Origin of the sequence: Micromonospora sp. WMMD967 (assembly GCF_029626165.1) — a bacterium.
Classification (GTDB): domain Bacteria; phylum Actinomycetota; class Actinomycetes; order Mycobacteriales; family Micromonosporaceae; genus Micromonospora; species Micromonospora taraxaci.
Genome location: NZ_JARUBK010000001.1, coordinates 4,722,723 through 4,745,762 on the forward strand (window position 1 = coordinate 4,722,723; position 23,040 = coordinate 4,745,762).

20 protein-coding genes are annotated in these 23,040 nt (G+C 72.0%); 11 read left to right on the plus strand and 9 right to left on the minus strand.

What is annotated here, in order from left to right; all coding sequences use genetic code 11:
* The 3 genes from O7631_RS21235 to nhaA all read right to left on the minus strand — a co-directional run bounded on the left by O7631_RS21235 (window position 1) and on the right by nhaA (window position 3,960).
* Window positions 1-1,638, minus strand: a complete 1,638-nt coding sequence (locus O7631_RS21235; protein WP_278145841.1) for a hypothetical protein — start codon at window positions 1,636-1,638, stop codon at window positions 1-3.
* A complete protein-coding gene (locus O7631_RS21240) occupies window positions 1,635-2,525 on the minus strand; it encodes an ABC transporter ATP-binding protein (protein ID WP_278145842.1) in 891 nt (296 codons plus the stop codon). The genes O7631_RS21235 and O7631_RS21240 overlap by 4 nt, the downstream gene beginning before the upstream one ends.
* Before the next feature lie 115 nt (window positions 2,526-2,640).
* Window positions 2,641-3,960, minus strand: a complete 1,320-nt coding sequence (gene nhaA / locus O7631_RS21245) for a Na+/H+ antiporter NhaA (protein WP_278145843.1) — start codon at window positions 3,958-3,960, stop codon at window positions 2,641-2,643.
* A 151-nt stretch (window positions 3,961-4,111) separates the two neighbouring features.
* On the opposite strand from nhaA, the gene O7631_RS21250 reads away from it, so the two are divergent.
* A complete protein-coding gene (locus O7631_RS21250; protein ID WP_278145844.1) occupies window positions 4,112-4,615 on the plus strand; it encodes a DUF6584 family protein in 504 nt (167 codons plus the stop codon).
* 9 nt (window positions 4,616-4,624) lie between these two features.
* Here the strand turns inward: O7631_RS21250 and O7631_RS21255 are convergent, their stop codons facing one another.
* The gene (locus O7631_RS21255; RefSeq protein WP_278145845.1) at window positions 4,625-5,641 is read right to left on the minus strand and encodes a carboxypeptidase regulatory-like domain-containing protein; all 1,017 of its coding nucleotides are present in this window, start codon (window positions 5,639-5,641) and stop codon (window positions 4,625-4,627) included.
* A gap of 229 nt (window positions 5,642-5,870) precedes the next feature.
* Between O7631_RS21255 and O7631_RS21260 the strand changes: the two genes are divergently transcribed.
* The 4 genes from O7631_RS21260 to O7631_RS21275 all read left to right on the plus strand — a co-directional run bounded on the left by O7631_RS21260 (window position 5,871) and on the right by O7631_RS21275 (window position 9,307).
* The gene (locus tag O7631_RS21260; RefSeq protein WP_278145846.1) at window positions 5,871-6,821 is read left to right on the plus strand and encodes an SRPBCC family protein; all 951 of its coding nucleotides are present in this window, start codon (window positions 5,871-5,873) and stop codon (window positions 6,819-6,821) included.
* Window positions 6,822-6,876: 55 nt separating this feature from the next.
* Complete coding sequence (locus tag O7631_RS21265; protein ID WP_278145847.1) at window positions 6,877-8,049, plus strand: zinc-dependent alcohol dehydrogenase; 1,173 nt, start codon at window positions 6,877-6,879, stop codon at window positions 8,047-8,049.
* Window positions 8,050-8,228: 179 nt separating this feature from the next.
* The gene (locus tag O7631_RS21270) at window positions 8,229-8,813 is read left to right on the plus strand and encodes a GNAT family protein (RefSeq protein ID WP_278145848.1); all 585 of its coding nucleotides are present in this window, start codon (window positions 8,229-8,231) and stop codon (window positions 8,811-8,813) included.
* A gap of 107 nt (window positions 8,814-8,920) precedes the next feature.
* The gene (locus O7631_RS21275) at window positions 8,921-9,307 is read left to right on the plus strand and encodes a DUF2267 domain-containing protein (protein ID WP_278145849.1); all 387 of its coding nucleotides are present in this window, start codon (window positions 8,921-8,923) and stop codon (window positions 9,305-9,307) included.
* Between the two features lie 43 nt (window positions 9,308-9,350).
* Here the strand turns inward: O7631_RS21275 and O7631_RS21280 are convergent, their stop codons facing one another.
* The gene (locus O7631_RS21280; protein WP_278147983.1) at window positions 9,351-10,274 is read right to left on the minus strand and encodes an LD-carboxypeptidase; all 924 of its coding nucleotides are present in this window, start codon (window positions 10,272-10,274) and stop codon (window positions 9,351-9,353) included.
* A gap of 286 nt (window positions 10,275-10,560) precedes the next feature.
* Window positions 10,561-12,039, minus strand: a complete 1,479-nt coding sequence (locus O7631_RS21285) for a glutamate--cysteine ligase (protein WP_278145850.1) — start codon at window positions 12,037-12,039, stop codon at window positions 10,561-10,563.
* Between the two features lie 155 nt (window positions 12,040-12,194).
* Between O7631_RS21285 and O7631_RS21290 the strand changes: the two genes are divergently transcribed.
* Window positions 12,195-12,533 carry a DUF3817 domain-containing protein gene (locus O7631_RS21290; protein ID WP_278147984.1) on the plus strand — a complete coding sequence of 113 codons (339 nt, stop codon included), beginning with the start codon at window positions 12,195-12,197 and terminating at the stop codon, window positions 12,531-12,533.
* 38 nt (window positions 12,534-12,571) lie between these two features.
* On the opposite strand, the gene O7631_RS21295 is transcribed toward O7631_RS21290, so the two are convergent.
* Window positions 12,572-13,120, minus strand: a complete 549-nt coding sequence (locus tag O7631_RS21295; RefSeq protein WP_278147985.1) for a hypothetical protein — start codon at window positions 13,118-13,120, stop codon at window positions 12,572-12,574.
* Between the two features lie 142 nt (window positions 13,121-13,262).
* Here O7631_RS21295 and O7631_RS21300 point away from each other — a divergent pair, with 142 nt between their 5' ends.
* Genes O7631_RS21300 through O7631_RS21310 form a run of 3 tightly spaced genes read left to right on the plus strand, consistent with a single transcriptional unit; the run spans window position 13,263 to window position 17,296 of the window.
* Window positions 13,263-14,387 (plus strand): Vms1/Ankzf1 family peptidyl-tRNA hydrolase, encoded by a 1,125-nt coding sequence (locus tag O7631_RS21300; RefSeq protein ID WP_278145851.1) that lies wholly within the window; start codon window positions 13,263-13,265, stop codon window positions 14,385-14,387.
* Window positions 14,380-16,131: a thiamine pyrophosphate-binding protein gene (locus O7631_RS21305; protein WP_278145852.1), complete on the plus strand. Its 1,752-nt coding sequence runs from the start codon at window positions 14,380-14,382 to the stop codon at window positions 16,129-16,131. Before O7631_RS21300 ends, O7631_RS21305 begins: the two co-directional genes overlap by 8 nt.
* A 49-nt stretch (window positions 16,132-16,180) precedes the next feature.
* Window positions 16,181-17,296 (plus strand): iron-containing redox enzyme family protein, encoded by a 1,116-nt coding sequence (locus tag O7631_RS21310; RefSeq protein ID WP_278145853.1) that lies wholly within the window; start codon window positions 16,181-16,183, stop codon window positions 17,294-17,296.
* Between the two features lie 341 nt (window positions 17,297-17,637).
* On the opposite strand, the gene O7631_RS21315 is transcribed toward O7631_RS21310, so the two are convergent.
* Window positions 17,638-17,868 carry a CDGSH iron-sulfur domain-containing protein gene (locus O7631_RS21315; protein ID WP_269678687.1) on the minus strand — a complete coding sequence of 77 codons (231 nt, stop codon included), beginning with the start codon at window positions 17,866-17,868 and terminating at the stop codon, window positions 17,638-17,640.
* 145 nt (window positions 17,869-18,013) lie between these two features.
* Here O7631_RS21315 and O7631_RS21320 point away from each other — a divergent pair, with 145 nt between their 5' ends.
* Together O7631_RS21320 and O7631_RS21325 are read left to right on the plus strand one after the other, a co-directional pair.
* Window positions 18,014-19,456, plus strand: a complete 1,443-nt coding sequence (locus tag O7631_RS21320) for a hypothetical protein (protein ID WP_278145854.1) — start codon at window positions 18,014-18,016, stop codon at window positions 19,454-19,456.
* A gap of 223 nt (window positions 19,457-19,679) precedes the next feature.
* Window positions 19,680-20,822 carry a SigB/SigF/SigG family RNA polymerase sigma factor gene (locus O7631_RS21325; protein ID WP_278145855.1) on the plus strand — a complete coding sequence of 381 codons (1,143 nt, stop codon included), beginning with the start codon at window positions 19,680-19,682 and terminating at the stop codon, window positions 20,820-20,822.
* Between the two features lie 143 nt (window positions 20,823-20,965).
* Here O7631_RS21325 and ctaD read toward each other — a convergent pair whose 3' ends face one another.
* Entirely contained in the window at window positions 20,966-22,954 is a 1,989-nt protein-coding gene (gene ctaD / locus O7631_RS21330) for a cytochrome c oxidase subunit I (protein ID WP_278145856.1), read from the minus strand.
* Window positions 22,955-23,040 lie beyond the last annotated feature (86 nt).

The window sequence follows — 23,040 nt, forward strand, 5'->3', positions numbered from 1 at the left end:
CTATCCCTGGAGGTCGCGCCGCTGGTAGCCGAACAGCCCCAGTGTGGCGAGCGCACCGGCGATGATCACCATGAGGGCGCTGGCAGCCCAGGCGGGCGCCGCGTCCGGGACCGGGGCGAGGTGCGCGTACGGGGACAGTTGGCCGACCCAGGCCGGTGCGCCGGTGCTGTCGGCGACGACCTGCAACAGGAACCCGCCCGCCGCCGGCAGAGCGCCGACGAGCGCTGCCGCGCGTGGCAGCCAGCCCACTGCGAACGTCGCCGCGCCGAGGCTCAGCAGGGCGACGGGCAGCACGTTCAGCGTGCCGGCCAGAGCGGCGAGGAGCCCGAGGGGAGCGTCGACGGTCGACGCTCCGACCCAGGTGGCAAGGCCGGCGGCGACGACCAACACCGTCGTGCCACATCCGGTGACAGCCATCTCGGCCAGCAGAAATCGGGTACGCGTCAACGGCTGGGCGTGCAACAACGTGAGCCGGCCGGCGGCCTCGTCCGCGGCGAAGGCAGCCGATCGGACCGCGGCGAACACGCCTGCCGGGATCGCGAGCAGCGCCATCATCGCGGCCACGTACCCCTCGACCGAACCCAGCCCGGCGAAACCGGCCTGCGCGGCAAGATCCGCGAAGCGGGGGTTGTCTGCCAGGAATTCGGTCATCGACACCGTGAGTACGCCGATGAGCAGATAATAGGCAGCCACCCCGGCCGCCCAGCCGGCGAGCGGACGCGCCAGCCGACGGGCGGCGAAGCCACTCACCGAGCCGAGGAGGCCCAGACGGGGTCGACGGCCCGCCGAGGCGGCCAGCCAGCCGCTGCCGAGATCGCGGGGCCGAGCGGCCAGCACGGCCGCGACGAGCAGCGGGACGGCGAAGGTCGCCAGCACGACCAACGGCAGGACCCGGTTCGCCGCGTACGGCTGCGCCAGTGCGACCAACCCGAACGGTGACAACCAGCGCATCCAGCCGAGCGCGTCGACGCCATCGCCGACCATCCGGAGCAGCAGGCCGACGCCGAGCAGTGCCGTCGCGGCACCGCTGGCCGCGGCACGGGACACGAAGACCTGCGCCGTCAGTGCGCCGGCGGCCACGAAGTACACCCCGACCAGGGCCAGGCCGACGCCGTGCAGCACGGCACCGTCTGGTGACGTGCCGACGGCGAGCAGGGCGGCGCCCGCCGCGACGCCGGCCGTCAGCACCGCGCCGGTCAGGACGGCGACATGCCGGGCCACGATCGCGGTGAGCGGGAGCCGGCCAGCGGCCAGGAGAGCCCACCGGCCGGCGTCCTCCTCGCCCCGGGTGATCCGGGTCGCCGCGAGCAACCCCCACGTCCCGACGAGGACGGACAGGACGGTGCCGGTACGCCACACCGTGAAGCCACCCGCGTCGTCGAGGGCGACCGGCTGACCGAACAGGGTGCGGATTGCGGGATTCTCGGCCAGGGCAGCCAGCGCGGCGGCATCCAGCGCGTCGCCGACGGTACTGGCGTACGTGGCCGCCACCATCGCGGACATCCCGGCGACCAGCACGACGACGATCAGCGCACCCCGGCGTACCTGCCGCAGGGCCAGTCGGGTGACTGTCGAACCGATGACGCGGGCGGACGGAACCGCCGGAACCCGCTCCGGGCGGGTGACGATGGCGGTCACCGGGACGGCTGCTGGTAGTAGTCGAGGAAGATCTCTTCCAAGGTCGGTTCGTGAATCCGCAGCGCGGTCACCTCCACTGCGGACAGTGCCCGCAACGCCGGTGCTGGCGAGCCGGTGAGGGTGAACCGCAGCCGGGCGGGACCGACCTGCTCCACCGTCTCGACGCCGACCACCGCACTCAGATCCGGGGCGACGTCGGCGAAGCTCACCTCCACCTGGCTGCGGTGCAGCCGCCGCAGTGCCGCGACCCCGGAGACCTCGACGAGGCGGCCCCCGCGCAGGATCGCCACCTGGTCGCACACCGCCTCGACCTCGGCCAGCTGATGGGAGCTGAGGAACACCGTCTGCCCGCGTTCGCGGGCCTGCGCGACGGCGACCTGGAACTCCCGTTCCATCAGCGGGTCCAGTCCGCTGGTCGGCTCGTCGAGCACGAGCAGCGGAGCGCGGGTGGCGAACGCCGCCACCAGCGCGACCTTCTGCCGGTTTCCGGTCGAGTACGCCCGACCCGGCTTGGACAGGTCCAACGCGAACCGCTCCACCAGCTCGTCGCGGTAGACGCGGTCCACGCCCGGGCCGAGCCGACCCAGCAACTCCAACGCCTCGGCACCGGTCAGGGCCGGCCAGAGTGCGACATCGGCGGGAACGTACGCGATCGAGCGGTGTGCCGTCGCCACGTCGGCCGCATCGGCATCGAAGATCCAGGCCCGTCCGGAGGTGGGCCGCGCCAGCCCGAGCAGCATGCGGATCGTGGTGGACTTGCCGGCGCCGTTCGGCCCGAGAAAGCCGAACACCTCACCGGCCGGCACCGTCAGGTCCAGTGCGTCCAGTGCGCACACCGGACCGTAGCGTTTGGTGAGACCGGCGGTGCGGATCGCGGGAACAGCCATGGGAAACCCCCCCGGGTCGACGACGAGTACGACGCCGACCAGACTTCCCGGCACACCGGAGCTGAGCGTACTCCCCGGTCACCTGGCCGGGAAGTGTCCGTCCCGTGACAGCGGATCAGGCGGGCCCGGGTTTGTTCGCCGACGCCTCGTAGACGTCCGGTACGCCGTCGGCATCGGTGTCGCGCTCCTCCACGGCGCACACGCCCTCGTAGTGGCGGTTGCGAGCGCGCAGGACGATGGTGGCCAGCAGCGCCGCCACCAGCGACCCGAGCAGCACACCGATCTTGGAGTGGTCGTCCCGTTCGGTGCCGGCACCGAACGCCAGCTCGCCGATCAGCAGGGACACGGTGAAGCCGATCCCGGCCAGCAGGGACAATCCGACGATGTCCCACCAGGCGAGCCCTTCCGCCAGCCGGGCCCGTGTGAACCGCTGCACGAGCCAGGTGGCACCGAGGACCCCGGCTGCCTTGCCCGCCACCAGACCGACAGCGATGCCGAGTGTGACCGAGTCGGTGAGCGTCGCGCCGAGGCCGCTCGCGCCGGCGATCGACACTCCGGCGGCGAAGAACGCGAACACCGGCACCGCCACCCCGGCGGACAGCGGCCTGATCCGGTGTTCGAAATGCTCCGCCAGGCCTCGACCCGGCCCCGCCGTACGGCGGATCACCGGCACCGTGAAGGCGAGCAGCACCCCGGCGACGGTGGCGTGCACGCCCGAGGCGTGCACGAGCGCCCAGGTCGTCACGGCCAGTGGCAGTAGCAGCCACCACGACCGGACCCGCCGCTGCACCAGCAACCCGAAGAGGGCCAACGGAACCAGCGCGAGCAGCAGCGGGCCGAAGTGCAGGGTGCTCGTGTAGAACACCGCGATGATCACGATCGCCAGCAGGTCGTCCACCACCGCGAGGGTCAGCAGGAACGTCCGCATCGCCGCCGGCAGGTTGGTGTTGATCACCCCGAGTACGGCGAGGGCGAACGCGATGTCGGTGGCGGTGGGAATCGCCCAGCCCGTCAGCGCCCCGTCGGCCGCCCACAGGTTGAACCCGACGTAGATCAGCGCCGGCACCGCCATCCCGCCGACCGCGGCGGCGACGGGCAGGACGGCACGCCGGGGCTCCCGCAGATCACCGGCGACGAACTCACGCTTGAGCTCCAGCCCGGCGACGAAGAAGAAGATCGCCAGGAGGCCGTCGGCGGCCCACTGACCCAGGGTGAGATCCAGGTGCAGCGCCTCGGGGCCGATCGTCAGGTCACCCAGCGACTGGTACGCCCCGGACCAGGGCGAGTTGGCCCAGGCCAGCGCGAGCAGCGCGGCGACCAGGAGCAGCACCCCGCCGACCGTCTCGGTGCGGAGGATGTCGCCGATCCGGCGTACCTCGGGCCAGCTGCCGCGCGGAAGGAGCTGCGGCTCGTGGGGAGCGGGTGGCGGGGTCATGGGGAGCCTCCGGAGGGGTCGCTGACGGAACCGCCGACCAGGCTTCCCGGCACACCACTGATCATTTTAGCCGAACGATCAGCATCGGCCCGAATCGGAGGCAGCGAAATCGGCTGTCGGTGCGGCCGGAATACCGCTCAGAATGGCCGCCATGTCGAAGGAACACGTGCTGGCGAAGGTCGAGGCCGACCTACGGCGAGGGCACGTCCACCCCGCGATGCAACGGCTGGCCAGCCTCACCGCCGCGTACCCCGACGACCTGGAGCTGCGCGCCCGGCGGGCCGCGCTGTACCGGCAGGTGGGCAACGTGGCCGAGGCCGGCCGGTGGGGTTTCCTCACCGAGGACGCCAGCGCCGCGGAGGTCGCCGCGTTCGAGCGGTCCTACCCGAACGCCTGGCAGCGCCTGCGGGTGTTGAGGGTGACCGCCGATCCCAGCGGCACGCTGGGGCCGGTGGCGAGCGGGCGGCTCGCCCGGCTGGTCGAGCAGGTCGAACAGGGGGGCGCCGGCGTCATCTGGACGGATGTCGGCCCGCGGCCCGGCGAGCCCAGCTCGTGGCGCGACGAGCTGGGCTGCCTGGTCGCCGCGGTGGTCGGCGTGGTCCTGGTGGCACTGACCGTCGTCGGTCTGGTCACCGTGATCCGGTGGGTGCTGTAGGCCGCCGGGTTACCTCAGGTCGAAGTTCACGACACTCGGCGCACGCCGGATCCGCACCGGGGTCGCGGCGTCGAAGCCGGCGGCGTCGCGGTGCCACACCGGCTGGGCGTACGAGCAGTCGCAGCGCAGCTTCACCCGCTGACCGGGGAGCAGACGCAGGCCGTAACTGTCGCCCACGTCCGCCACGCCGGCCAGGTCACCGGTCGCCGCGTCGAACGCGAGCACCTGGGCGTAGGTGAGCAGCTCGTCGACGCGTACCGCCCCGCCCAGCGGTGTCCCGGCGGGTAGCGCCTGGTCCAGGGTCGCCGCCTGCTGGGCGCGGACCCGCACCGTCCGCGCCTGCTCCCGGTTGCCCACCCCACCGGACCACACGGTCGCGAACCCGTTCGCGGCGAACTGCACCGGCCAGCGGTACGGCCCGAGGCCGGTGATCGTGTAACGGCCGTCCTCGTCGGTCATGGGGCCGTGGTCGCCGTACTTCGGGTCCGGCACGTACGGCACCACCATCACCAACGCGCGGGGGACCGGTGCGCCGGTGGCGGCATCGGTCACCACGCCGACGACGGTGCCCGGCGGGTCGAGCCGGACGGCCGGCGCAGTGGTCACCGTGCCGGCCCGGACGTGGACCACCTGTGCCCGCTCACGTTCACCGGTGCCGCCGTGCTGGCCCACCCACTGCCAGCCGTGGACCGTCGTGTCGTAGGGGCGCATCAGAAGCCGGTACTTTCCCGGGGCCACGTCGCCGGTCAGCAGTACGCCCTGCTCGTCGGAGCAGCCCCCGTACCGGCCGAGTTGGTCCTGTCCGATGGTGACCGCCGACAGCGCGGCGGCGTCCACCGGGACGAGCGCGGCGCAGGCCCGGGGGACCGGCGCGCCGGTGGCAGCGTCACGCACCACAGTGCGGACCTGGCCGGGTGCGGGCGGTTCGGCCCCGGGGGTACGGGCGGCAGCCGGCGCGGCGGCCTCCAGGACGAGTAGTGCGACGGCGACGGTGGCGGTCAGGTGGCGCAGGAGTGCGCGACTCATGGGCGTTGTCCCTTCCGATGGGGTGAGCCGACGCTAACGTTCCGTGGCTGATCCAAATCGGTCAATGTCGCTATGCCGACGATGGGAGGCCGGCAAACAGTGCGGGCCGTGCACAAGGGGCTCTGTGTGCGAATCGGGCGCACGGGTCACGAGTACCGCATAGCGTCACGGGGCAGGTCCATCGCGCTCCGCGGCGGACCGGTGGTGACGTGCACCGGAGGAAACGGACATGAGTCGTGTCGAGACTGTGCTCCTGCCGGAGTTGGACGGGCCGGTGCCGGCGACGCTGCCGAGCGCTCTCGGCCTGCTGAGCCTGGCCCTGGGCGTGGGCGCCCTGGTCGCGCCCGGCCCGCTCGCGCGACTGACCGGGGTGGACGACTCTCCGGCCGCGCGGGCCGTGCTCCCGGCGATCGGCCTGCGTGAGCTGGGCAGCGCCGCCGGCCTGATCAGCGGCCGTCGCCCCGCGAACTGGGCGTGGAGCCGGGTGGCCGGCGACGCCATGGACCTGACACTGCTCGGGCGTGCCCTCGCCGACCGGGGCGGCGAGCGTCGCCGCCGGGTCGCGCTGACCACCGTCGCGGTCGCCGGCATCACCGCCGTCGACGTGCTCTCCGCCGTACGCATCGGCCGGGCCCGCCGGGCTCGCGCCCGGGTGATCCGGATGGAGATCGCCGTGACGGTCAACCGCTCGCCCGCCGAGGCATACCGGTTCTGGCGCGACATGGAGAACCTGCCCCGGTTCATGGCGCACCTCGAGTCGGTACGCGCCGACGACCTGCGCCGCTCGCACTGGGTCGCCCGAGGCCCGGCGGGTCGACACGTCGAGTGGGACGCCGAGATCATCGACGACCAACCGAACAAGTCGATCACCTGGCGATCGTTGCCGGGTACCGGCGTGCCCAACGCCGGTCGGGTGCGATTCGTGCCCGCGCCCGGTGACCGGGGCACCGAGGTCCGGGTCGAGCTGCGCTACGCGCCACCCGCCGGAGCGCTCGGCCGAGCGGTGGCGAAGCTCTTCGGCGAGGAATCCGAGCAGCAGGTCCGTGACGACCTGCGCCGGTTCAAGCAGGTGCTGGAGACCGGCGAGGTGGTCCGCTCCGAGAGCAGCCCCAACGGCATCTCCGTACGCCAACAGGCCGCACAGCGCCCCGCCCAGCCGCTGCCGGCGTCCCGCCGTTGATCCGCCGCGCGGCGTCCCGCCGTTGATCCGCCCACGCTTTCGAAAGGGACCGAGAATGAAGGCCACCGCCTGGATGGGCACCGACAGCGTCAAGGTGATCGACGTGCCCGACCCCACGATCATGAACGCCCGGGACGCGATAGTGCGGATCACCACCACCGCGATCTGCGGCTCCGACCTGCACCTCTACCACGGCTACATCCCCGCCATGCGCAAGGGCGACATCCTCGGTCACGAGTTCATGGGCGAGGTGGTCGAGGTGGGCCCGCAGGTCCGCAACCTCAAGCCGGGCGACCGGGTGGTGGTGCCCTTCCCGATCGCCTGCGGGCACTGCTCGTCCTGTCAGCGCGGCCTCTACTCGGTGTGCGAGAACTCCAACCCCAACGCCGGCATCGCCGAGAAGATCATGGGGCATTCGCCCGCCGGCATCTTCGGCTACTCCCACCTGCTCGGCGGCTACGCCGGCGGTCAGGCCGAGTACGCCCGGGTGCCGTTCGCCGACGTCGGCCCGCTCAAGGTGCCCGACGAGGTCACCGACGACCAGGCGGTCATGCTCGCCGACGTGTTCCCGACCGGTTACATGGGCGCCGAGATGTGCGACATCAAACCCGGTCAGGTCGTCGCGGTCTGGGGCGCCGGACCGGTCGGGCTGTTCGCCGCGGCCAGCGCCCGACTGCTCGGCGCCGAGCGGGTGATCATCATCGACCGCTACCCCTACCGGCTGCGGCTGGCCGACGAGCACATCGGTGCCGAGACCATCAACTACGAGGAGTCCGACGTGTTGGACACCCTCAACGAGATGACCGCCGGTCGGGGGCCTGACGCGTGCATCGACGCGGTCGGCCTGGAAGGACACCACGGCAACGCCGCGATGTACGCGTACGACCGGGCGAAGCAGGCCGCGCGCGTCGAGACGGAACGCCCGTTCGCCCTGCGCCAGGCGATCCTGGCCTGCCGCTCGGGTGGAGTGGTGTCGGTCGTCGGCGCGTACGGCGGTTTCGTCGACAAGTTCCCGATGGGCGCGTTCATGAACCGGTCCCTGATCATGCGGACCGGTCAGTGCCACGTCCAGCGTTACACCCGGCCGCTACTGGAACGCATCCAGCGCGGCGAGATCGACCCGAGCTTCATCGTCAGCCACCGGATGCCGCTGCGCGACGCCCCGAAGGGCTACAAGATCTTTCAGAAGAAGCAGGACGACTGCACGAAGGTGCTGCTCAAGGTCTGACCGGGCGGCCGGGGAGTGCATCGCGCGCTGCCTTGGAGCCGATGCCGTAAACGATTCAGCCCGAGTGGGCCGATGTCACAGACGATTCAGGTCCAAAAAGGGCCGACCACCACCCTAGGTCGCCCGGCCCGCCGCGCACTCCGGCGCGTCTCCCGCCGCGCGGCGGCTAGCGTGTCGCCATGGACAGTGGTGGCACGGCGGTGCCGGTCCCGGTCGACATCACCGTCCGGCTGCGGCCGGTTACCGAGCCCGACCTGGGGATGTTCCGGCGGTTCTGCACCGAGCCGGGCCTGATCGGCCTGGACTGGGCCGGCTTCCGCGACGCCGGCGCGCCGGCCAGGCGGTTCGCCGTGGACGGCTACCTCGGCGAGGACGACGGACGCCTCGTCGTGGAGGTCGAACAGGAACGGGCCGCCGTGGGCATCGTCAGCTTCACCGCTGGGCGGTACTCCGGGCGGGCGTCGTACTGGGAGATCGGCATCGTCCTGCTGCCACCGTGGCGGGGTCGGGGCATCGGCTGGCGGGCGCAGGCGCTGCTCTGCGACTACCTCTTCCAGCACAGCCCGGCGCAGCGCATCCAGGCCGGCACCCACCCCGAGAACGTGGCCGAGCAGCGGTCGCTGGAAAAGGCCGGCTTCCAGCTCGAAGGCGTCATCCGGGCCTGCGAGTTCCGGGCCGGTCAGTGGCGCGACGGCTACCTCTACAGCCGACTGCGCGACGACCCGCCGCCCGCGGCGCTCGCCCAGCCCTCGCCCGTTATGTGACGCAGCGTCCGGGTCGTTGGGGACCCCGTTTGTGCCCCGGGCCCCGGGGAACTCGCCCTGTTCGCCCGCTGACCGGCCGGTCGGCGGTCGAGGGGAGGGAGCGCGTCATGGAGTACGAGCAGATGATCGCCACGGTCCGGCAGCGCGCCGGTCTCGGGGAGAACGAGGCCGTCCGGTCCGTGCAGGCCGTCCTGTCGGTGCTCGGGGAACGGCTCGCCGGCCAGGAGGCCGACAACCTGGCGGCGCAACTGCCGGAGCGGCTCAACGGGTCCGTCACCCGCAACCCGCAGGGCCGCCGGTGGGACGTCGGCGACTTCCTGAAGCACGTCGGTGACCGCGAACAGGTCCAGAACGCGGACCAGGTGCGCGAACACGCCCAGGCGGTGCTTCGCACCGTCGCCGAGGCGCTCAACGACGACGAGCGCAACGACCTGCTCGCCCAACTGCCCGGCGGCATCACCGATCTCTTCGGCGTGCCCGCCCCACGCGGCTGAGCACCGAGGCGTCGAGGCCCGCGCGCTCACGCGGGCCACGTGGTCAGCGGGCGCGGACCCCGGCCTCCACGGTCAGGGTCCCCGCCTCGGCGTCGATCGTGGCCCGCGCGCCGAGCGGCACGGTGAGCTGCCCGTTGCCGTGCCCCAGCCGCAGCCCGCCCAGGACCGGCACACCCAGGTCGTACAGGCGATCCTTGAGCACCGACGCCGCGTCCCACTCGCCCGCACCGCCGACGCTGTTGGTGATCTGACCGACGGCCACCCCGGCGACCCGGGACAGCGCACCCACCCGGCGCAACTCGGTCAGCATCCGGTCGATGCTGTACGGCGCCTCGTCCACGTCCTCGAAGAACAGGATCGCGCCGTCGAACGTCGGGACGTCCCCGGCGCCGAACGAGGTGGACAGCAACGTCAGGCAGCCGCCCAGCAAGGGGCCCGACGCTCGACCCGGCACCACCACGGGGGCGGCCGTTTCGGCCGGGTCCCTGGTGATCGTAACGGGTGCGGTGGTCATCACCGCCCTGCGCAACGCCTCCGCGGACTCGGGACCGGTGCGGGCGTCGTTCCAGTTGACCATCGGGCCGTAGAAGGTGACCAGACCGGCCTCCCGCCAGAGCTTGCCCTGGATGCTGGTGATGTCGCTGAAGCCGACGACCACCCGGGGATCCCGGCGTAGACCGGCGACGTCGATCTGGTCCACGATCCGCTGGGTGCCGTAACCGCCCCGGGCAGCGAAGACCGCTCGTACACCCGGGTCGTTGAGCGCGGCGTTCAGGTCGGCCAGCCGCTGCGCGTCGGTGCCGGCCAGGTAGCCGTACCTCGCGTAGACATGCTCGCCCAGCTCGACCTCCAAGCCCCAGCTCCGCAGGATCTCGATGCCGCGACCCATGAGCGTGGGATCGGGGGTCCGGCCGGGCGAGACGACCCGCACCCGGTCACCGGGAACCAGCACCGGGGCGCGTAGCACCCGCCGGGGACCGCCCGGCGCGGCCTGCGCCGCCGTGGCCGTGCCGACCAGTAACGTGCCGCTGGCGGCCGCCGCCCCGACACCCAGCAGATGCCGCCGGGAGAGGGAACGGCCCGCGGACCTCGGGGCCGGGATGCGGTCACTTCCGGATGTGCTCACAGGCGGTCCCCTCATCGGCGTCGATGTCCGCGCCGCATCAGGGTACGACAAGCATCGATCGCCCGGGGGGCGGTGAACGGCGTGGGCGGACCGGCGCCGACGTGGTCGCCGGCCTGCCGTCAACGCCTCAGGGGATGGGCCACTCGTGCACGGGGCGGTTGCTGTGCATCAGGTCCACGTAGTGACGGACCACCTCACGCAACGCCTCCGGCCGGTCCAGGTGGTCGGCGGACTCCAGGCGGTGCAGCGTCTCCACCTGCCAGCTCGCGCCGTTGCGGCCGGTCAGGCAGCGCTGCTCGATGATGCCGAGCAACCGGTCACGCTCCGCCGGGTCGAGCCCCCACCGGTCCAGCCCGTGATGCGCCAGCGGCAGCAACCGGCGCAGCACCAGCTCACTCACCGGAAGGTAACCGAGGCCGGGCCAGAACACCTGCGCGTCGATGCCGTGCCGGGCGCAGTTGGTGAAGTTCTCCTCGGCGGCGCTGAACGACATCTGTGACCACAGTGGCCGGTCCGCCTCGGCCAGGGCCCGGACCAGACCGAAGTAGAACGCCCCGTTGGCGACGGTGTCCACCACCGTCGGACCGGCCGGCAGCACCCTGTTCTCTACCCGCAGGTGGGGCCGGCCGCGCGACACGTCGTACACCGGGCGGTTCCACCGGTAGACGGTGCCGTTGTGCAGGCGCAACTCGTTGAGGTTGGGCACCTCACCGGCCGCCAGGGCCTGCGCCGGATCCTCCGGGTCGCAGACCGGCAACAACGCCGGAAAGTACCGCACGTTCTCCTCGAACAGGTCGAACACGCTGGTGATCCAGCGTTCACCGAACCAGACTCTGGGGCGTACCCCCTGGGCTTTGATCTCTTCCGACCGGGTGTCGGTGGCCTGCTGGAACAGCGGGATGCGGGTTTCGCGCCACAGCTCCCGGCCGAAGAACAGCGGCGAGTTCGCGCCCACCGCGACCTGGATGCCGGCGACCGCCTGGGCGGCGTTCCAGTAGTCGGCGAACTGGGGCGGGCTGACCTGAAGGTGGAACTGGGTGCTGGTGCAGGCCGCCTCCGGGGTGATCGTGTCGGCGGTGACCGCCAACCGTTCCACGCCGCTGATGGCGATCGGCAGATCCTCACCGCGAGCCGCGAAGATCTGCTCGTTGAGCAGCTTGTAACGAGGGTTGGCCGAGAGCGTCTCGGCGGTCAGGTGCTCGGGACGCAACGTCGGCAGGATACCGATCATGACCATGTGCGCGCCGATCGTCCGCGCCTTCACCTCGGCGGCGTTGAGGCTGGCCCGCACGTACTCCTCGAAGTCGGCGGTGCCGGCGCCGGTCAGCCGGCGCGGCGGCACGTTGATCTCCACGTTGAACTGGCCCAGCTCGGTCTGGAAGCTCGGGTCGGCGATGGCCGCCAACACGTCGGCGTTGCGCATCGTCGGGTTCGACGACTCGTCGACGAGATTCAGCTCGATCTCCACGCCGGTCATCGGCCGGTCGACGTCGAAGCGCGACTCGCGCAGCATCTCCGCGAAGACATCCAGACAGCGGCGGACCTTGTCGCGATAGCGGGCCCGATCTTCTCGACTGAAGGTTCGTACGCCGACGTCCTCGCCCATGGTCACCACCCTGTCACCGCTGGCCACCCCTAACCTCGCACGTCATCGGCGGGCGGGGGAAGACCCGATGGTCCTCTCCTACCCAGCCGCACGCCTTGCTAGCCCAGTCAGCACGTCCCGATAGCATTGCGGCTCCGAGAGGTGGTGGCGTGCGGATGCGCGAGAAGGTGACCCGGCTGTTCGTCGCGGCGGCGATCGCCGAGGCCTGCTCCTGGCTGGCTCTGCTGGTCGGCATGCTGGTCAAGTACGGCCCGCCGGAGAACGAGCTGGGCGTCAAGATCTTCGGGCCGATCCACGGCGGCCTGTTCGTCGCGTACGTCCTGCTGGTGCTCGCCGTGGCCCGGCTGCACCGGTGGAGCCTCCTGGCCACGGCGGTGGCCCTCGCCAGTGCGGTCCCGCCGTTCGCCACTCTGATCTTCGAGCGCTGGGCCCGCCGCCGGGGCATGCTCGGCGTCGACCGCCAGCCCGCCCGCGAGCCCGCGCCGGTCGGCTGACCGGGCTGATCCTTCAGGTCTGATCCGGTCCGGGACGGTCAGGTCAGCGCGGAACAGGCCACGACGCCGGCCAGCAACAGCCCACCCAGGAAAGCCTGCAGCAGCAACGGCGGCCCGAGGTGCGACCAGAGCGTCGCGGTACGCGGGGTCAGCAGTTGCCCGGTGGTCAGGTTGACGATCCGCTCGATCCGGGGCGGCAGCTCCGGGTCCCGTTGCGGACGCAGCGTGAGTTGCACCTGGTCCGCCGGGTGCAACGCGCTCTGCGGCAGGTGACCGTGCAGCTCCACCTCGCAGAGCTGACCGGCGGTGTTGCGCAGTCGCACCGGGGTGACCAGATATTCGGGGCCCTGCTTCAACTGCTTCCAGCGGCGACGGGCACCGCCACCGCCGAACGAAAAGAGCGAGCGCAGCAGCAGGGCGGGCAGGCTGGCGATCGCCGCCGCCGCCAGCACCGCCACCAACACCGGCTGCCCGATGCGTACCTCGCGGGTGTAGCCGTCCATCAGGCGGATCAGCCGCCCCGTGACGATTTGCTCCGTCGGGTGCACGATGCGCCGGGTATCGAGTCCGCTGTCCATTTCCACCACCGAGAGTCCGCTTGTGTTCACAGATCGTATCGACGTCCTCGGTTGAACGACGTGAATGAAACCTGGTCACGGGCTCACGGCAGCGAGGTGACATCCCGGGCGACAGGGGTAAGCGGGGGGCCGAGCTGGAAAGGGGTCGAGCATGCAGCTGTCCTTCCTGCGCCCGCTCTACGACCGTCCCGGGCCGTGGTGCTCGGTGTACCTGGACGCCTCCGCTGACACGGAGGACGCCCATCCCGCGTTGGACCTGCGCTGGCGCGCCTTGCAGAGTCAACTGACCGACCAGGGGGCCGACGAGGCGAGCATCGCCGCGCTGGACCGGGTGATCCGTGGGCACGACCCGATGGTCGGGGACTACGGCCTCGCGGTCTTCGCCAGTCACGGTCGGGTGGTGCTCTCCGAGTACCTGTCCGCGCCGCCACGGCGCGACCTGGCCAGCTTCTCGCCGCTGCCACACGTCATGCCGCTGCTCGCCCAGCGCGGCGAACAGGTGGCCTGGGTGCGGGTGATCGCCGACCGGATGGGCGCCGACGCCATGGCGGTCAGCGCCGGCGGGGTTCCCCGGCGGGCGCACGTCGCCGGTCGCGACGAGTTCCCGCTACGGCGGACGAAGCCGGGCGGCTGGTCCCAGTCGCGGTATCAACGGGCTGCCATGGAGGCCTGGCACCAGAACGCCGGCGACGTCACCGCCGCGACCGCGGACCTGGCCGACCGGGTCGGCGCGGACGTCGTGGTCGTCGCCGGTGACGTCCGTGCCACCGGCATGATCGCCGCGCAGATGCCGGAGCGTTGGCAGGACCTCGTGGTCCGTACCGACGCCGGATCCCGCGCCGGCGGCGCCGACCAGACGCTGCTGGACGACCTGACCGTGCAGACCATCGCGGAGGTCGCCGACCAGCGGATCGCCGCCACGCTGGACAAGTTCGGTGTGCAGGAGGACGTGGGCGGCGGTCTCGACGCGGTCGTCTCGGCCCTGCAACGCAACCAGGTGGACACGATGATCATCGTGGACGACCCGTCGGCCAACGGCGAGCTGTGGATCGGCGCGGAACCCACCGAGATCGCCGTCGACCCGGGCCAGCTCGCCGCCATGTCGGTGGACGACCCGCAACGGGTACGCGCCGACGCGGCGCTGGTCCGGGCGCTCGTCGGCACCGATGCCGCGCTAACCGTGCTCGGCCCGGACGAGGCGCCCGAGCTGACCGACGGCGTCGGCGCGGTGCTGCGCTACGTCGACCCCAGCACACCGGGGCGCGGCAATGGCTGAGCGCCGCGTCGCGGATGTGGTGGTGGAACGGCTCCTGGCCTGGCGGGTACCCCGCGCCTTCGGCTACCCGGGGGCGGCGATCGCCCCGTTGGTCGAGGCGTTGGAGAGCACCGGCGGCGAACCGGCGTTCATCCCGGCGCGACACGAGGAGACCGCCTCGTTCATGGCCACCGGGCACGCCAAGTTCACCGGCGGCATCGGGGTCTGCCTCGCCACCCAGGGGCCCAGCGCCGTCCAACTGCTCAACGGCCTCTACGACGCCAAGCTGGACAGTAAACCGGTGGTCGCGATCGTCGGGGAGGACATCTCCGGGCCACTCGGCGGCGCGCACCAGGAGATCGGGTTGAGCCGGCTCTTCGGGGACGTGTGCAACCAGTTCGTCCGGTACGGCCGCAGCCCGGAGGACGTGGCGGCGCTGCTGGACCAGGCGTTCCGTACGGCGGCGGCGACCCGCAGCCCGACCTGTGTGGTGTTGCCCCGGCAGTTGCAGGAGGCCGTGGTGCCCGACCTGCAGCCGTCCGCCGTCGGGGTGGTCTCGGCGACCCCGGGTGAGCCGCTGGCCCGGGTGCTGCCGCACGACGTGGACCTCGACGCCGCCGCCCAACTGCTCGGCGGCGGCCAGCGCGTGGCGATCCTGGTCGGCCAGGGTGGTCGCGACGCGGCCCCCGAGATCATCGAGGTGGCCGATCGGCTCGGTGCCGGCGTGGCCACCTCACTGCTGGGCAAGCCGGTGCTCGACGAGCGACTGCCGTTCCACACCGGTGTCCTCGGCGAGGTCGGCACCCCGGCGGCGGCCGAACTGATGGGCGGCTGCGACACGCTGCTGATGGTCGGCACCAACGACCCGTGGACCGAGTACTTCCCGATGCCGGAACAGGCCCGAACCGTGCAGATCGACATCGACGGTCGCCGGATCGGCGCCCGCTACCCGGCCGACGTCCCGCTCGTTGGTGACGCCGCCGAAACCCTGCGGGCACTGCTGACCCGACTGCGCGGCCAACCCGAGCAGCGGTGGCGGGCCACGGTGGAGGCCTCGGTGGACCGGTGGCGGGACGTCGCCGCCGAGCGGGTCGCCGCGCCCGCCGACCCGGTCAACCCGCAACTCGTCCTCCAGGAGCTGTCCGCCCGGATGCCGGGCACCGGCGCCGTCGCGGTCGACGTCGGCTCGGTCCTCTACTGGTACGCCCGGCACCTCACCCTGCCACCGGGGGTGAACGCCCAACTGTGCGGCACGCTCGGCTCGATGGGCTGCGCCCTACCGTACGCGGTGGCCGCCAAGCTCGCCGCCCCCGACCGGCCGGTGGTCGCGCTGGTCGGCGACGGGGCGATGCAGCTCAACGGGCTCGCCGAGCTGATCACCGTCTCTAACCACTGGCAGCAGTGGCGGGACCCTCGCCTGGTGGTGCTGGTGCTCAACAACCGGGACCAGGGCGGCATGGGCGGTGGGTTGGCGCCGTCGGATTCGACCCGTCGCCGCCCTGACGTCCCGTACGCCGGTTGGGCCCGACTGCTCGGGCTGCACGGGGTGCGGGTGGACCGCCCGGAACTGGTGGGCGCCGCCTGGGACGAGGCCCTCGCGGCGGACCGTCCCTGCGTACTGGAGGCGGTCGTCGACCCGGCGGTGTCGTTGGCGCCGCCGGAGCCGGCGTTCGCCGACCTGCGGGGTCTGTACGCCGACGGTGCTCCCGCCCGGAAGGTCCGGGAGCAGGTCGAGGTCACCGTGAACGCCGAGGACTTCGTTTAGTCGCTCCTGGCCAGGGCATCAGAAGCGGCCCGACGACGCTGGAGGTCCCATGTCCGAGTCCGCTGACCGCCGCTTCGGTCCCGCGACCCTTCCGCGGCCGCGCGGCCCGCTCTCCGCGGCGGTGGTCGAGGCACTGCGGCGTCCGCCGCACGACCTGCCGACCGGTCTCGGCGTCGACCTCGACCCGGCGGACCCGATCACCGACGAGGACCTACAGCTGACCCTGTTCCTCTGCTACGAGCTGCACTACCGGGGCTGGTTCGGTGTCGACGAGTCGTGGGAGTGGCAGCCGACGCTGCTCGCCCTGCGCGTCCACTGCGAACGGCTCTTCGAGGCGGCGCTGCGCCGGCTGGTCGGCACGCCGGTGGTGCCCGCCGCCGGGGTGGCCGCCGGCCTGGCCGAGGTGGTCGCGGCCGACGACGGACCGTCGCTGGCCGCCAACCTCCAGCGACGCGCCGACCTCGCCCAGTTCCGCGAGTTCGTCGTACACCGCTCGGTGTACCACCTGCGCGAGGCGGACCCGCACAGTTGGGCGCTGCCCCGCCTCGGTGGCCCGGCCAAGGCCGCGCTCGTGGAGATCCAGACCGACGAGTACGGCAACGGCCGGCTGGACCGGATGCACGCCGAGCTGTTCCGCAGCACCCTCGGCCGGCTGGGGCTGGACGTCGGGTACGCCGCCCACCTGGACGCCGTTCCGGCGGTGACCCTGGCCACCAACAACCTGATGTCGCTGTTCGGCCTGCACCGGCGACTGCGCGGCGCGCTGCTGGGGCACCTCGCCGCGTTCGAGATGACCTCCTCGCTGCCGAACCGTCGCTACGGCAACGGGCTGCGCCGGCTGGGCTTCGACGAGGTGGCCACCCGCTTCTACGACGAACACGTCGAGGCCGACGCGGTGCACGAACAGATCGCCGCCCACGACATGTGCGGCGGCCTGGTCGCCGTCGAGCCGGCCCTCGCCCCCGACGTGCTGTTCGGCGCGGCGGCCGGGCTCGCGCTGGACCGGTTGTTCGCCGAGCACCTGCTGGACAGTTGGGCCGCCGGTCGCAGTTCCCTGCGGCCACCTGCTCCGCCGGCCTTGCCGCCGACCGTCTCCCTCGTCGCGTCGACCCCGATGACCCCACCGGCCGTGGTCGCCCCGCCGGCCCCGACCGCGCTCGTCTGACCGGGCCGCCGCCGCGCTGGCCGTGCACCGGCTGCGCTGCCGCGCGCTGTCGGCGGTGCCGCGCGCTGGCCGCGCGCTGGCCGCGCTGGAAGCCGGTGGGGTGGCGCCGTCGCCCGCTCAGACGTAGGGCCCTCGCTTCGTCCTTTGCTTTGCACCCACCGAGGCGACGGTTACGGACCGTGCCTGGTGCCTGGGTGGGTGCAGAGCAAAGGCGGCGAGGGTGGGGGATGGGCCCGGACGGCGAGCCTGCGCTGAGCAGGGCGTGCGCAGAGAAGAGGGCGGCGTGGTGGTCGGGCCTGCCGGAGCGCGCCCACGGAGCGTGATGGGGCGTCGTCGGGTCGTCAGCCCTCGCGGGTGGTGCCCGCCCGGAACCGGATCGCCTTGTGGGTGCCGTCGCAGAACGGCTTGAGCGCCGACTTGCCGCAACGGCACAGCGCCACAGTGCCCCGGCGTGCGTCGATCCGCTCGCCGTCCGGGGTGACCAACGCGAAGTCGCCCCGGACCAGCAACGGTCCGTCCTCGTACGGGGTGATCGTGGCGGCGGCTGGCTCGCTGGTGTCGTCGGTGCCCATGGACCCGGAAGTGCCCGCCCTGGCCCCACCGAAACCCGAGTGACCGAACGCCATTGATGACCGGCGCACCCCTCTGACCAGCGGAATGTGCCGCCGGGTGGGTGATGCCCCGTTTGAACCCCATCGGGACGGGAAGCCGGGCCGCGTGGTGAGCGAACGAGGCAAGGTGGGGCCGGTGCACAAGGTGCACAAGGGGCTCACGGCCGATGGCGCCGGTCTGGCCGGCGACCGGGTCGTGGCCGCGGGCAGCGCGGCCCGGGTGCTGGTCGCCGCCACCGCCCGCGCGCTGCGCGGAGCGGACTGCGCCGACCTCGGGCACACCGGGCCCACGTCGCGCTTTCCCGGGGCTCCGGAACCGGTACGCCGGGCCGCGGTCACCCGGGCCGCCGGACGGGTCGCGCTCACCGTCGCCCAGGTAGACGAGGTGGACGCTGCCCGGGTCGCCCGCTGGTTCGTCGACCAGTACCCCCGCCGGCGCTACCCCGGGGTGCTGATCGGCTCTCCGCACGGTGGCCTGGCGCACCTGGCGGTGGCTCTCGGCGTGCCCTGGCTGCCGGCCAGCTTCGAGATGACAGTGCACTGGTCCGACGGCGCGGTGGACCGCCCGGCGGACGCACTGGACCACGGTGCGGCACTGGCCACCCGGCTGCTCGCCGGCAACGCCGACCTGCACCTGCGGCAGGTGCACTGCCCGGCCAGCCGCGGCCCGCTGACCGGGGCCACCGTCGCGCTGGCCGCCTCGTGGAGGGCGCTGCCGGCCGCGTACACGCGGTTTCTGGCCGACCGGCTACTCCCCGGCGCCCCCGTGCTGCTGGTCCGCGACGCGCGAACCTGGCCGGTCCGGGAATTAGGTCCGGGGCACAGCTTCCAGGTCGGCTGCCCGGCCAGCGGGCTCGACCCGGTGGACTTCCACCCGGACAGCCACGCGCTGCGGCAGGTGCTGCGCTCCGTCGGCGGCGACGCGACCCGGTGGGCGCCGCCGGAGGTGACCGTGTCGTCCGGCACCGCCGAGCACGGCGTCGACGAGGGCTTCGAGCTGGCCGCGCGGGACTGGTCGACACGCCACCAGCACCCGCTGCGCCGGGTGCTGGTGCCCCGCCCGGCGGCACTGAGCGCCGCCGTCGCCGACCTGTACCGGCGGTGGCTGCGCGCCGCCGGAAAGACCGGTAACCGGCTGGTGGTGGAATGCGGGCGCCTGCTCGACCCGTGGCAGGTGATGCGGGCGGGGCTGGTGCCGTACTGGTGCGAGAACGCCACCCGCCGCAGCGTCGACGAGGCCGAGTGGTGGCTGGCCGGCAGTGAGGCGTTCAGCTCGGTGGACGTGCTGCCCGAGCCTCCCGGGATGCGTTCACCAGCCCTGGCCGGGCTGCCGCAGTGGCTGGCCGTGGCCGGGTTCGGGCAGCGGCGTCGGGCGTTGGACCGGACCACCGCGCGCGGCTACCCGGTGACGTCCGTGCCCACCCGCCGGGCCACCGAGGTCCTGCGTGCCCAGCCGTACGACCTCCCCGTCCCGCCCCCGCTGCGGGCCGACGAAGCCCTCGCCGTGCTCAGCGACAGCGGCGGCCACCAGGGGTTGTTGGTCTCCTGAGACGGAGCACGCCGAAACATCCTCGCGAACCCGGGGTCCCGTGATTGAGTACCTACGGAGCGGGAACATCGCTGGCTGCGACGGCCTGATTGCGCTGCGTGGACGCGTTGTCGCCCGCTGGCATCCCAGTCACTGACCCACTTTTCCGGCCCGGTGCGTGGCTCGACCACGCGCACGACCGGTTTCCCGATCCGGGCGGGGGACCTTCCTGAGGGAGGCGCGGATGTTCGGACAGACGAGTACGACCACGACCACACCACCACCCACCGATCGGGGTCTGGAGGACCTCGACGCGGCGGCACTGGCGTACGCGGCCCGGATCGAAGGGCTGCCGCCCGAGCGTCGGGGGGAGGCCCGCGACGACCTGGTGCGCTTCGCGTTGCCCTTCGCCGGGCGGCTGGCCCGCCGGTACCGCGGTCGTGGGGAGCCCCTGGAGGACCTGGAGCAGGTGGCCCGGCTGGGGCTGGTCAACGCCGTCGACCGGTATGACCCGGAACGGGGGTCGTTCACCGCGTACGCCGCGATCACGATCGTGGGCGAGATCAAACGGCATTTCCGGGACCGCACCTGGGGCGTGCACGTGCCCCGCCGGCTGCGGGACCTGATCCTCGAGGTGGGACAGGCGACGGCCGCGCTGACCAGCGAGCTGTCCCGGGCCCCGTCGGTGGCCGAGCTGTCGGCCCGACTGGAGACCCCGGAGGAGGAGATCCTCGCCGCGCTGGAGTCGGCGGCCGGCTACAGCCCGGCCTCGCTCAACGCCCCGGTGGGCGGGGAGAGCTCGGCGGAGTTCGGTGACCTGGTCGGCGAATCGGACAACGCGCTGGAGTCGGTCGACGACCGGGTCACGGTGAGCGGTCTGCTGCACCGACTGCCCTGGCGGGAGCGGCGCATCCTGGCCATGCGCTTCTACGGCAACCAGACCCAGGCGGAGATCGCCGCCCGCTTCGGCATTTCGCAGATGCACGTGTCCCGGTTGCTGTCGCGCGCACTCACCTGGCTGCGTCAGGGGATGCTCGCCGACGCGCCGCCGCCGTGGCAGAACGGCGCGGCCGAACCCGACCCGGGCAAGACCCGGATCTCGGTCAAGCAGAACGGCGACCGGGTGGTGGTCGAGGTCGGCGGGGAGATCGACCGCGACGGCGCGGACCAACTGCGGCGGGCCATGCTGGAGGCCGTCACCGGCCAGCCCAGCGAGGTGGTCGTCGACCTGGTCGGCGCGGGTGGGTTCGACGCCGGTGGGATCGCCGCCCTGATGGCCGGACGGGACGCCGCGGAGCGGACCGGGGTGCCGCTGCGGCTCACCCGGGTGCAGCCCGCGGTACGCCGCTCGCTCACCGCCGCCGGCCTGGCCCCCGCCCGCGACTGAGCCGCCGCAGGGATCAAGCCGGCGCAGGGACTGAGCCGCCGGCAGGGACCGAGCCGCCCGGCCTCGACCGGAGCGCCGCGGTCGGGAACACGAACGACGAGGGCCGACACCCGCCGGGTGTCGGCCCTCTCGGCGTACGCCGATCAGCGTTTCTCGGGGTTGTCGTCACCGTGCGGGTGACGCCAGCGCTCGTGCGGCTTGGGCGCGTCCTCGCTGTCCTCGGGCGCGTCGCTCTGCTCAAAGCTCGGACGCCGTATTCCCTCGGGTTCCGGCACGTCCACCGGGCGCGCGCCGGAGCGCGGCGCCGGCTGGAACTCGGCGGCCTCGCGGGCGCCGTGCGCGCCCTCGGCGGCCGGCGACTCCGGGGCGTGGTGCTCCAACCGCAACTCCTCGGCGAACTGCTGCGGCGGCTTCGTGGTGCGCTGCGGCAGGTCCCGGCCTAGGTCGGCGACGAGCGGGCCGTACTTCAGGTCGAACGCGGGACGCTCGGACCGGATCCGCGGCATCCGGTCGAAGTTACGCAGCGGGGGAGGGCAACTGGTGGCCCACTCCAACGAGTTGCCGAAGCCCCACGGGTCGTCCACGGTCACCACCGCCCCGTACCGCCAGGACTTCCAGGCGTTGTAGATGAAGAACAGGGTGGACAGCCCCAGGATGAAGGCGAAGATGCTGGAGATCGTGTTCAGTGTGGTGAAGCCGTCGGTGGGCAGGTAGTCGGCGTAGCGGCGCGGCATGCCCTCGCTGCCCAGCCAGTGATGCACCAGGAAGGTGCCGTGGAAGCCGATGAACATCGTCCAGAAGTGCGCCTTGCCGAGTCGCTCGTCGAGCAGTCGCCCGGTCATCTTCGGCCACCAGAAGTAGTAGCCGCCGAACAGGGCGAAGACCACGGTGCCGAACACCACGTAGTGGAAGTGCGCCACCACGAAGTAGCTGTCGTGGGTGTGCCAGTCGGCCGGCGGGCTGGCCAGCAGCACCCCGGTGAGGCCACCGAGCAGGAAGGTGACCAGGAAGCCGATGGCGAACAGCATCGGCGTCTCGAAGGTGAGTTGCCCCTTCCACATGGTGCCGATCCAGTTGAAGAACTTCACGCCGGTCGGCACCGCGATCAGATAGCTGAGGATGCTGAAGAACGGCAGCAGCACCTGACCGGTGGCGAACATGTGGTGCGCCCACACCGTCATGGACAGCACGGTGATCGCGACGGTGGCCAGCACGATCCCGGTGTAGCCGAAGAGCGGCTTGCGGGAGAAGACCGGGATGATCTCGGTGATGATGCCGAAGAACGGCAACGCGATGATGTACACCTCGGGGTGGCCGAAGAACCAGAACAGGTGTTGCCAGAGCATCGGCCCGCCGGTCGCCGGGTCGTACACGTGCGCGTTGAGCAACCGGTCGGCCGACAACGCCAGCAGCGCGGCGGCCAGCAGCGGGAAGACGAGGATCACCAGAACGCTGGTGAACAGCATGTTCCAGGTGAAGATCGGCATCCGGAACATGGTCATCCCGGGTGCGCGCAGGGTGAGGATCGTGGTGATCAGGTTGACCGCGCCGAGGATGGTGCCCAGGCCGGAGACGACCAGGCCGAGCACCCACATGTTCGCGCCCACGCCGGGGCTGTGGTCCACATCGCTGAGCGGGCTGTACGCGGTCCAGCCGAAGTCCGCCGAGCCCCCCGGGGTGATGAACCCACCGATCACCATGAGCCCGCCGAACAGGTACAGCCAGTAGGCGAGCGCGTTGAGACGGGGGAACGACACGTCCGGCGCGCCGATCTGGATCGGGACGATGAAGTTGGCGAACCCGAACGCCGCGGGTGTGGCGAACAGCAGCAGCATCACCGCGCCGTGCGAGGTGAACAGCTGGTTGTACTGCTCGGAGGAGAGGAACTGCATCCCCGGTCGGGCCAGCTCCGCGCGCATCACCATCGCCTGCAGCCCGGCCACCACGAAGAACCCGAAGGAGGTCAGCAGGTACAGCAGGCCGATCTGTTTGTGGTCGGTCGTGGCCAGGAACTTGATCAACGAGTTGCCGGGGATCGGTGCTCGTACCGCTCCCGGGAACCCCCCGAACCGGGCCGGTGCCAGGATCGCCGGGCCCCGGTCTCGGGGTTCCGTGGTTACCCGCTTGGGCATGGCTGCTCACCCCGTCGTGACGGCAGAAAGGACGGGCGTGCCTACCCGACCCTCGCACCATGTAACCAGGCCAGAGCGGTAAATTC

Coding starts and splice junctions, on each gene's coding strand:
- O7631_RS21240 (WP_278145842.1), bottom strand. CDS start 2,525: ATGGCTGTTCCCGCGATCCGCACCGCCGGTCTCACCAAACGCTACGGT.
- nhaA (WP_278145843.1), bottom strand. CDS start 3,960: ATGACCCCGCCACCCGCTCCCCACGAGCCGCAGCTCCTTCCGCGCGGC.
- O7631_RS21250 (WP_278145844.1), top strand. CDS start 4,112: ATGTCGAAGGAACACGTGCTGGCGAAGGTCGAGGCCGACCTACGGCGA.
- O7631_RS21255 (WP_278145845.1), bottom strand. CDS start 5,641: ATGAGTCGCGCACTCCTGCGCCACCTGACCGCCACCGTCGCCGTCGCA.
- O7631_RS21260 (WP_278145846.1), top strand. CDS start 5,871: ATGAGTCGTGTCGAGACTGTGCTCCTGCCGGAGTTGGACGGGCCGGTG.
- O7631_RS21265 (WP_278145847.1), top strand. CDS start 6,877: ATGAAGGCCACCGCCTGGATGGGCACCGACAGCGTCAAGGTGATCGAC.
- O7631_RS21270 (WP_278145848.1), top strand. CDS start 8,229: ATGGACAGTGGTGGCACGGCGGTGCCGGTCCCGGTCGACATCACCGTC.
- O7631_RS21275 (WP_278145849.1), top strand. CDS start 8,921: ATGGAGTACGAGCAGATGATCGCCACGGTCCGGCAGCGCGCCGGTCTC.
- O7631_RS21285 (WP_278145850.1), bottom strand. CDS start 12,039: ATGGGCGAGGACGTCGGCGTACGAACCTTCAGTCGAGAAGATCGGGCC.
- O7631_RS21290 (WP_278147984.1), top strand. CDS start 12,195: ATGCGCGAGAAGGTGACCCGGCTGTTCGTCGCGGCGGCGATCGCCGAG.
- O7631_RS21300 (WP_278145851.1), top strand. CDS start 13,263: ATGCAGCTGTCCTTCCTGCGCCCGCTCTACGACCGTCCCGGGCCGTGG.
- O7631_RS21305 (WP_278145852.1), top strand. CDS start 14,380: ATGGCTGAGCGCCGCGTCGCGGATGTGGTGGTGGAACGGCTCCTGGCC.
- O7631_RS21310 (WP_278145853.1), top strand. CDS start 16,181: ATGTCCGAGTCCGCTGACCGCCGCTTCGGTCCCGCGACCCTTCCGCGG.
- O7631_RS21315 (WP_269678687.1), bottom strand. CDS start 17,868: ATGGGCACCGACGACACCAGCGAGCCAGCCGCCGCCACGATCACCCCG.
- O7631_RS21325 (WP_278145855.1), top strand. CDS start 19,680: ATGTTCGGACAGACGAGTACGACCACGACCACACCACCACCCACCGAT.
- ctaD (WP_278145856.1), bottom strand. CDS start 22,954: ATGCCCAAGCGGGTAACCACGGAACCCCGAGACCGGGGCCCGGCGATC.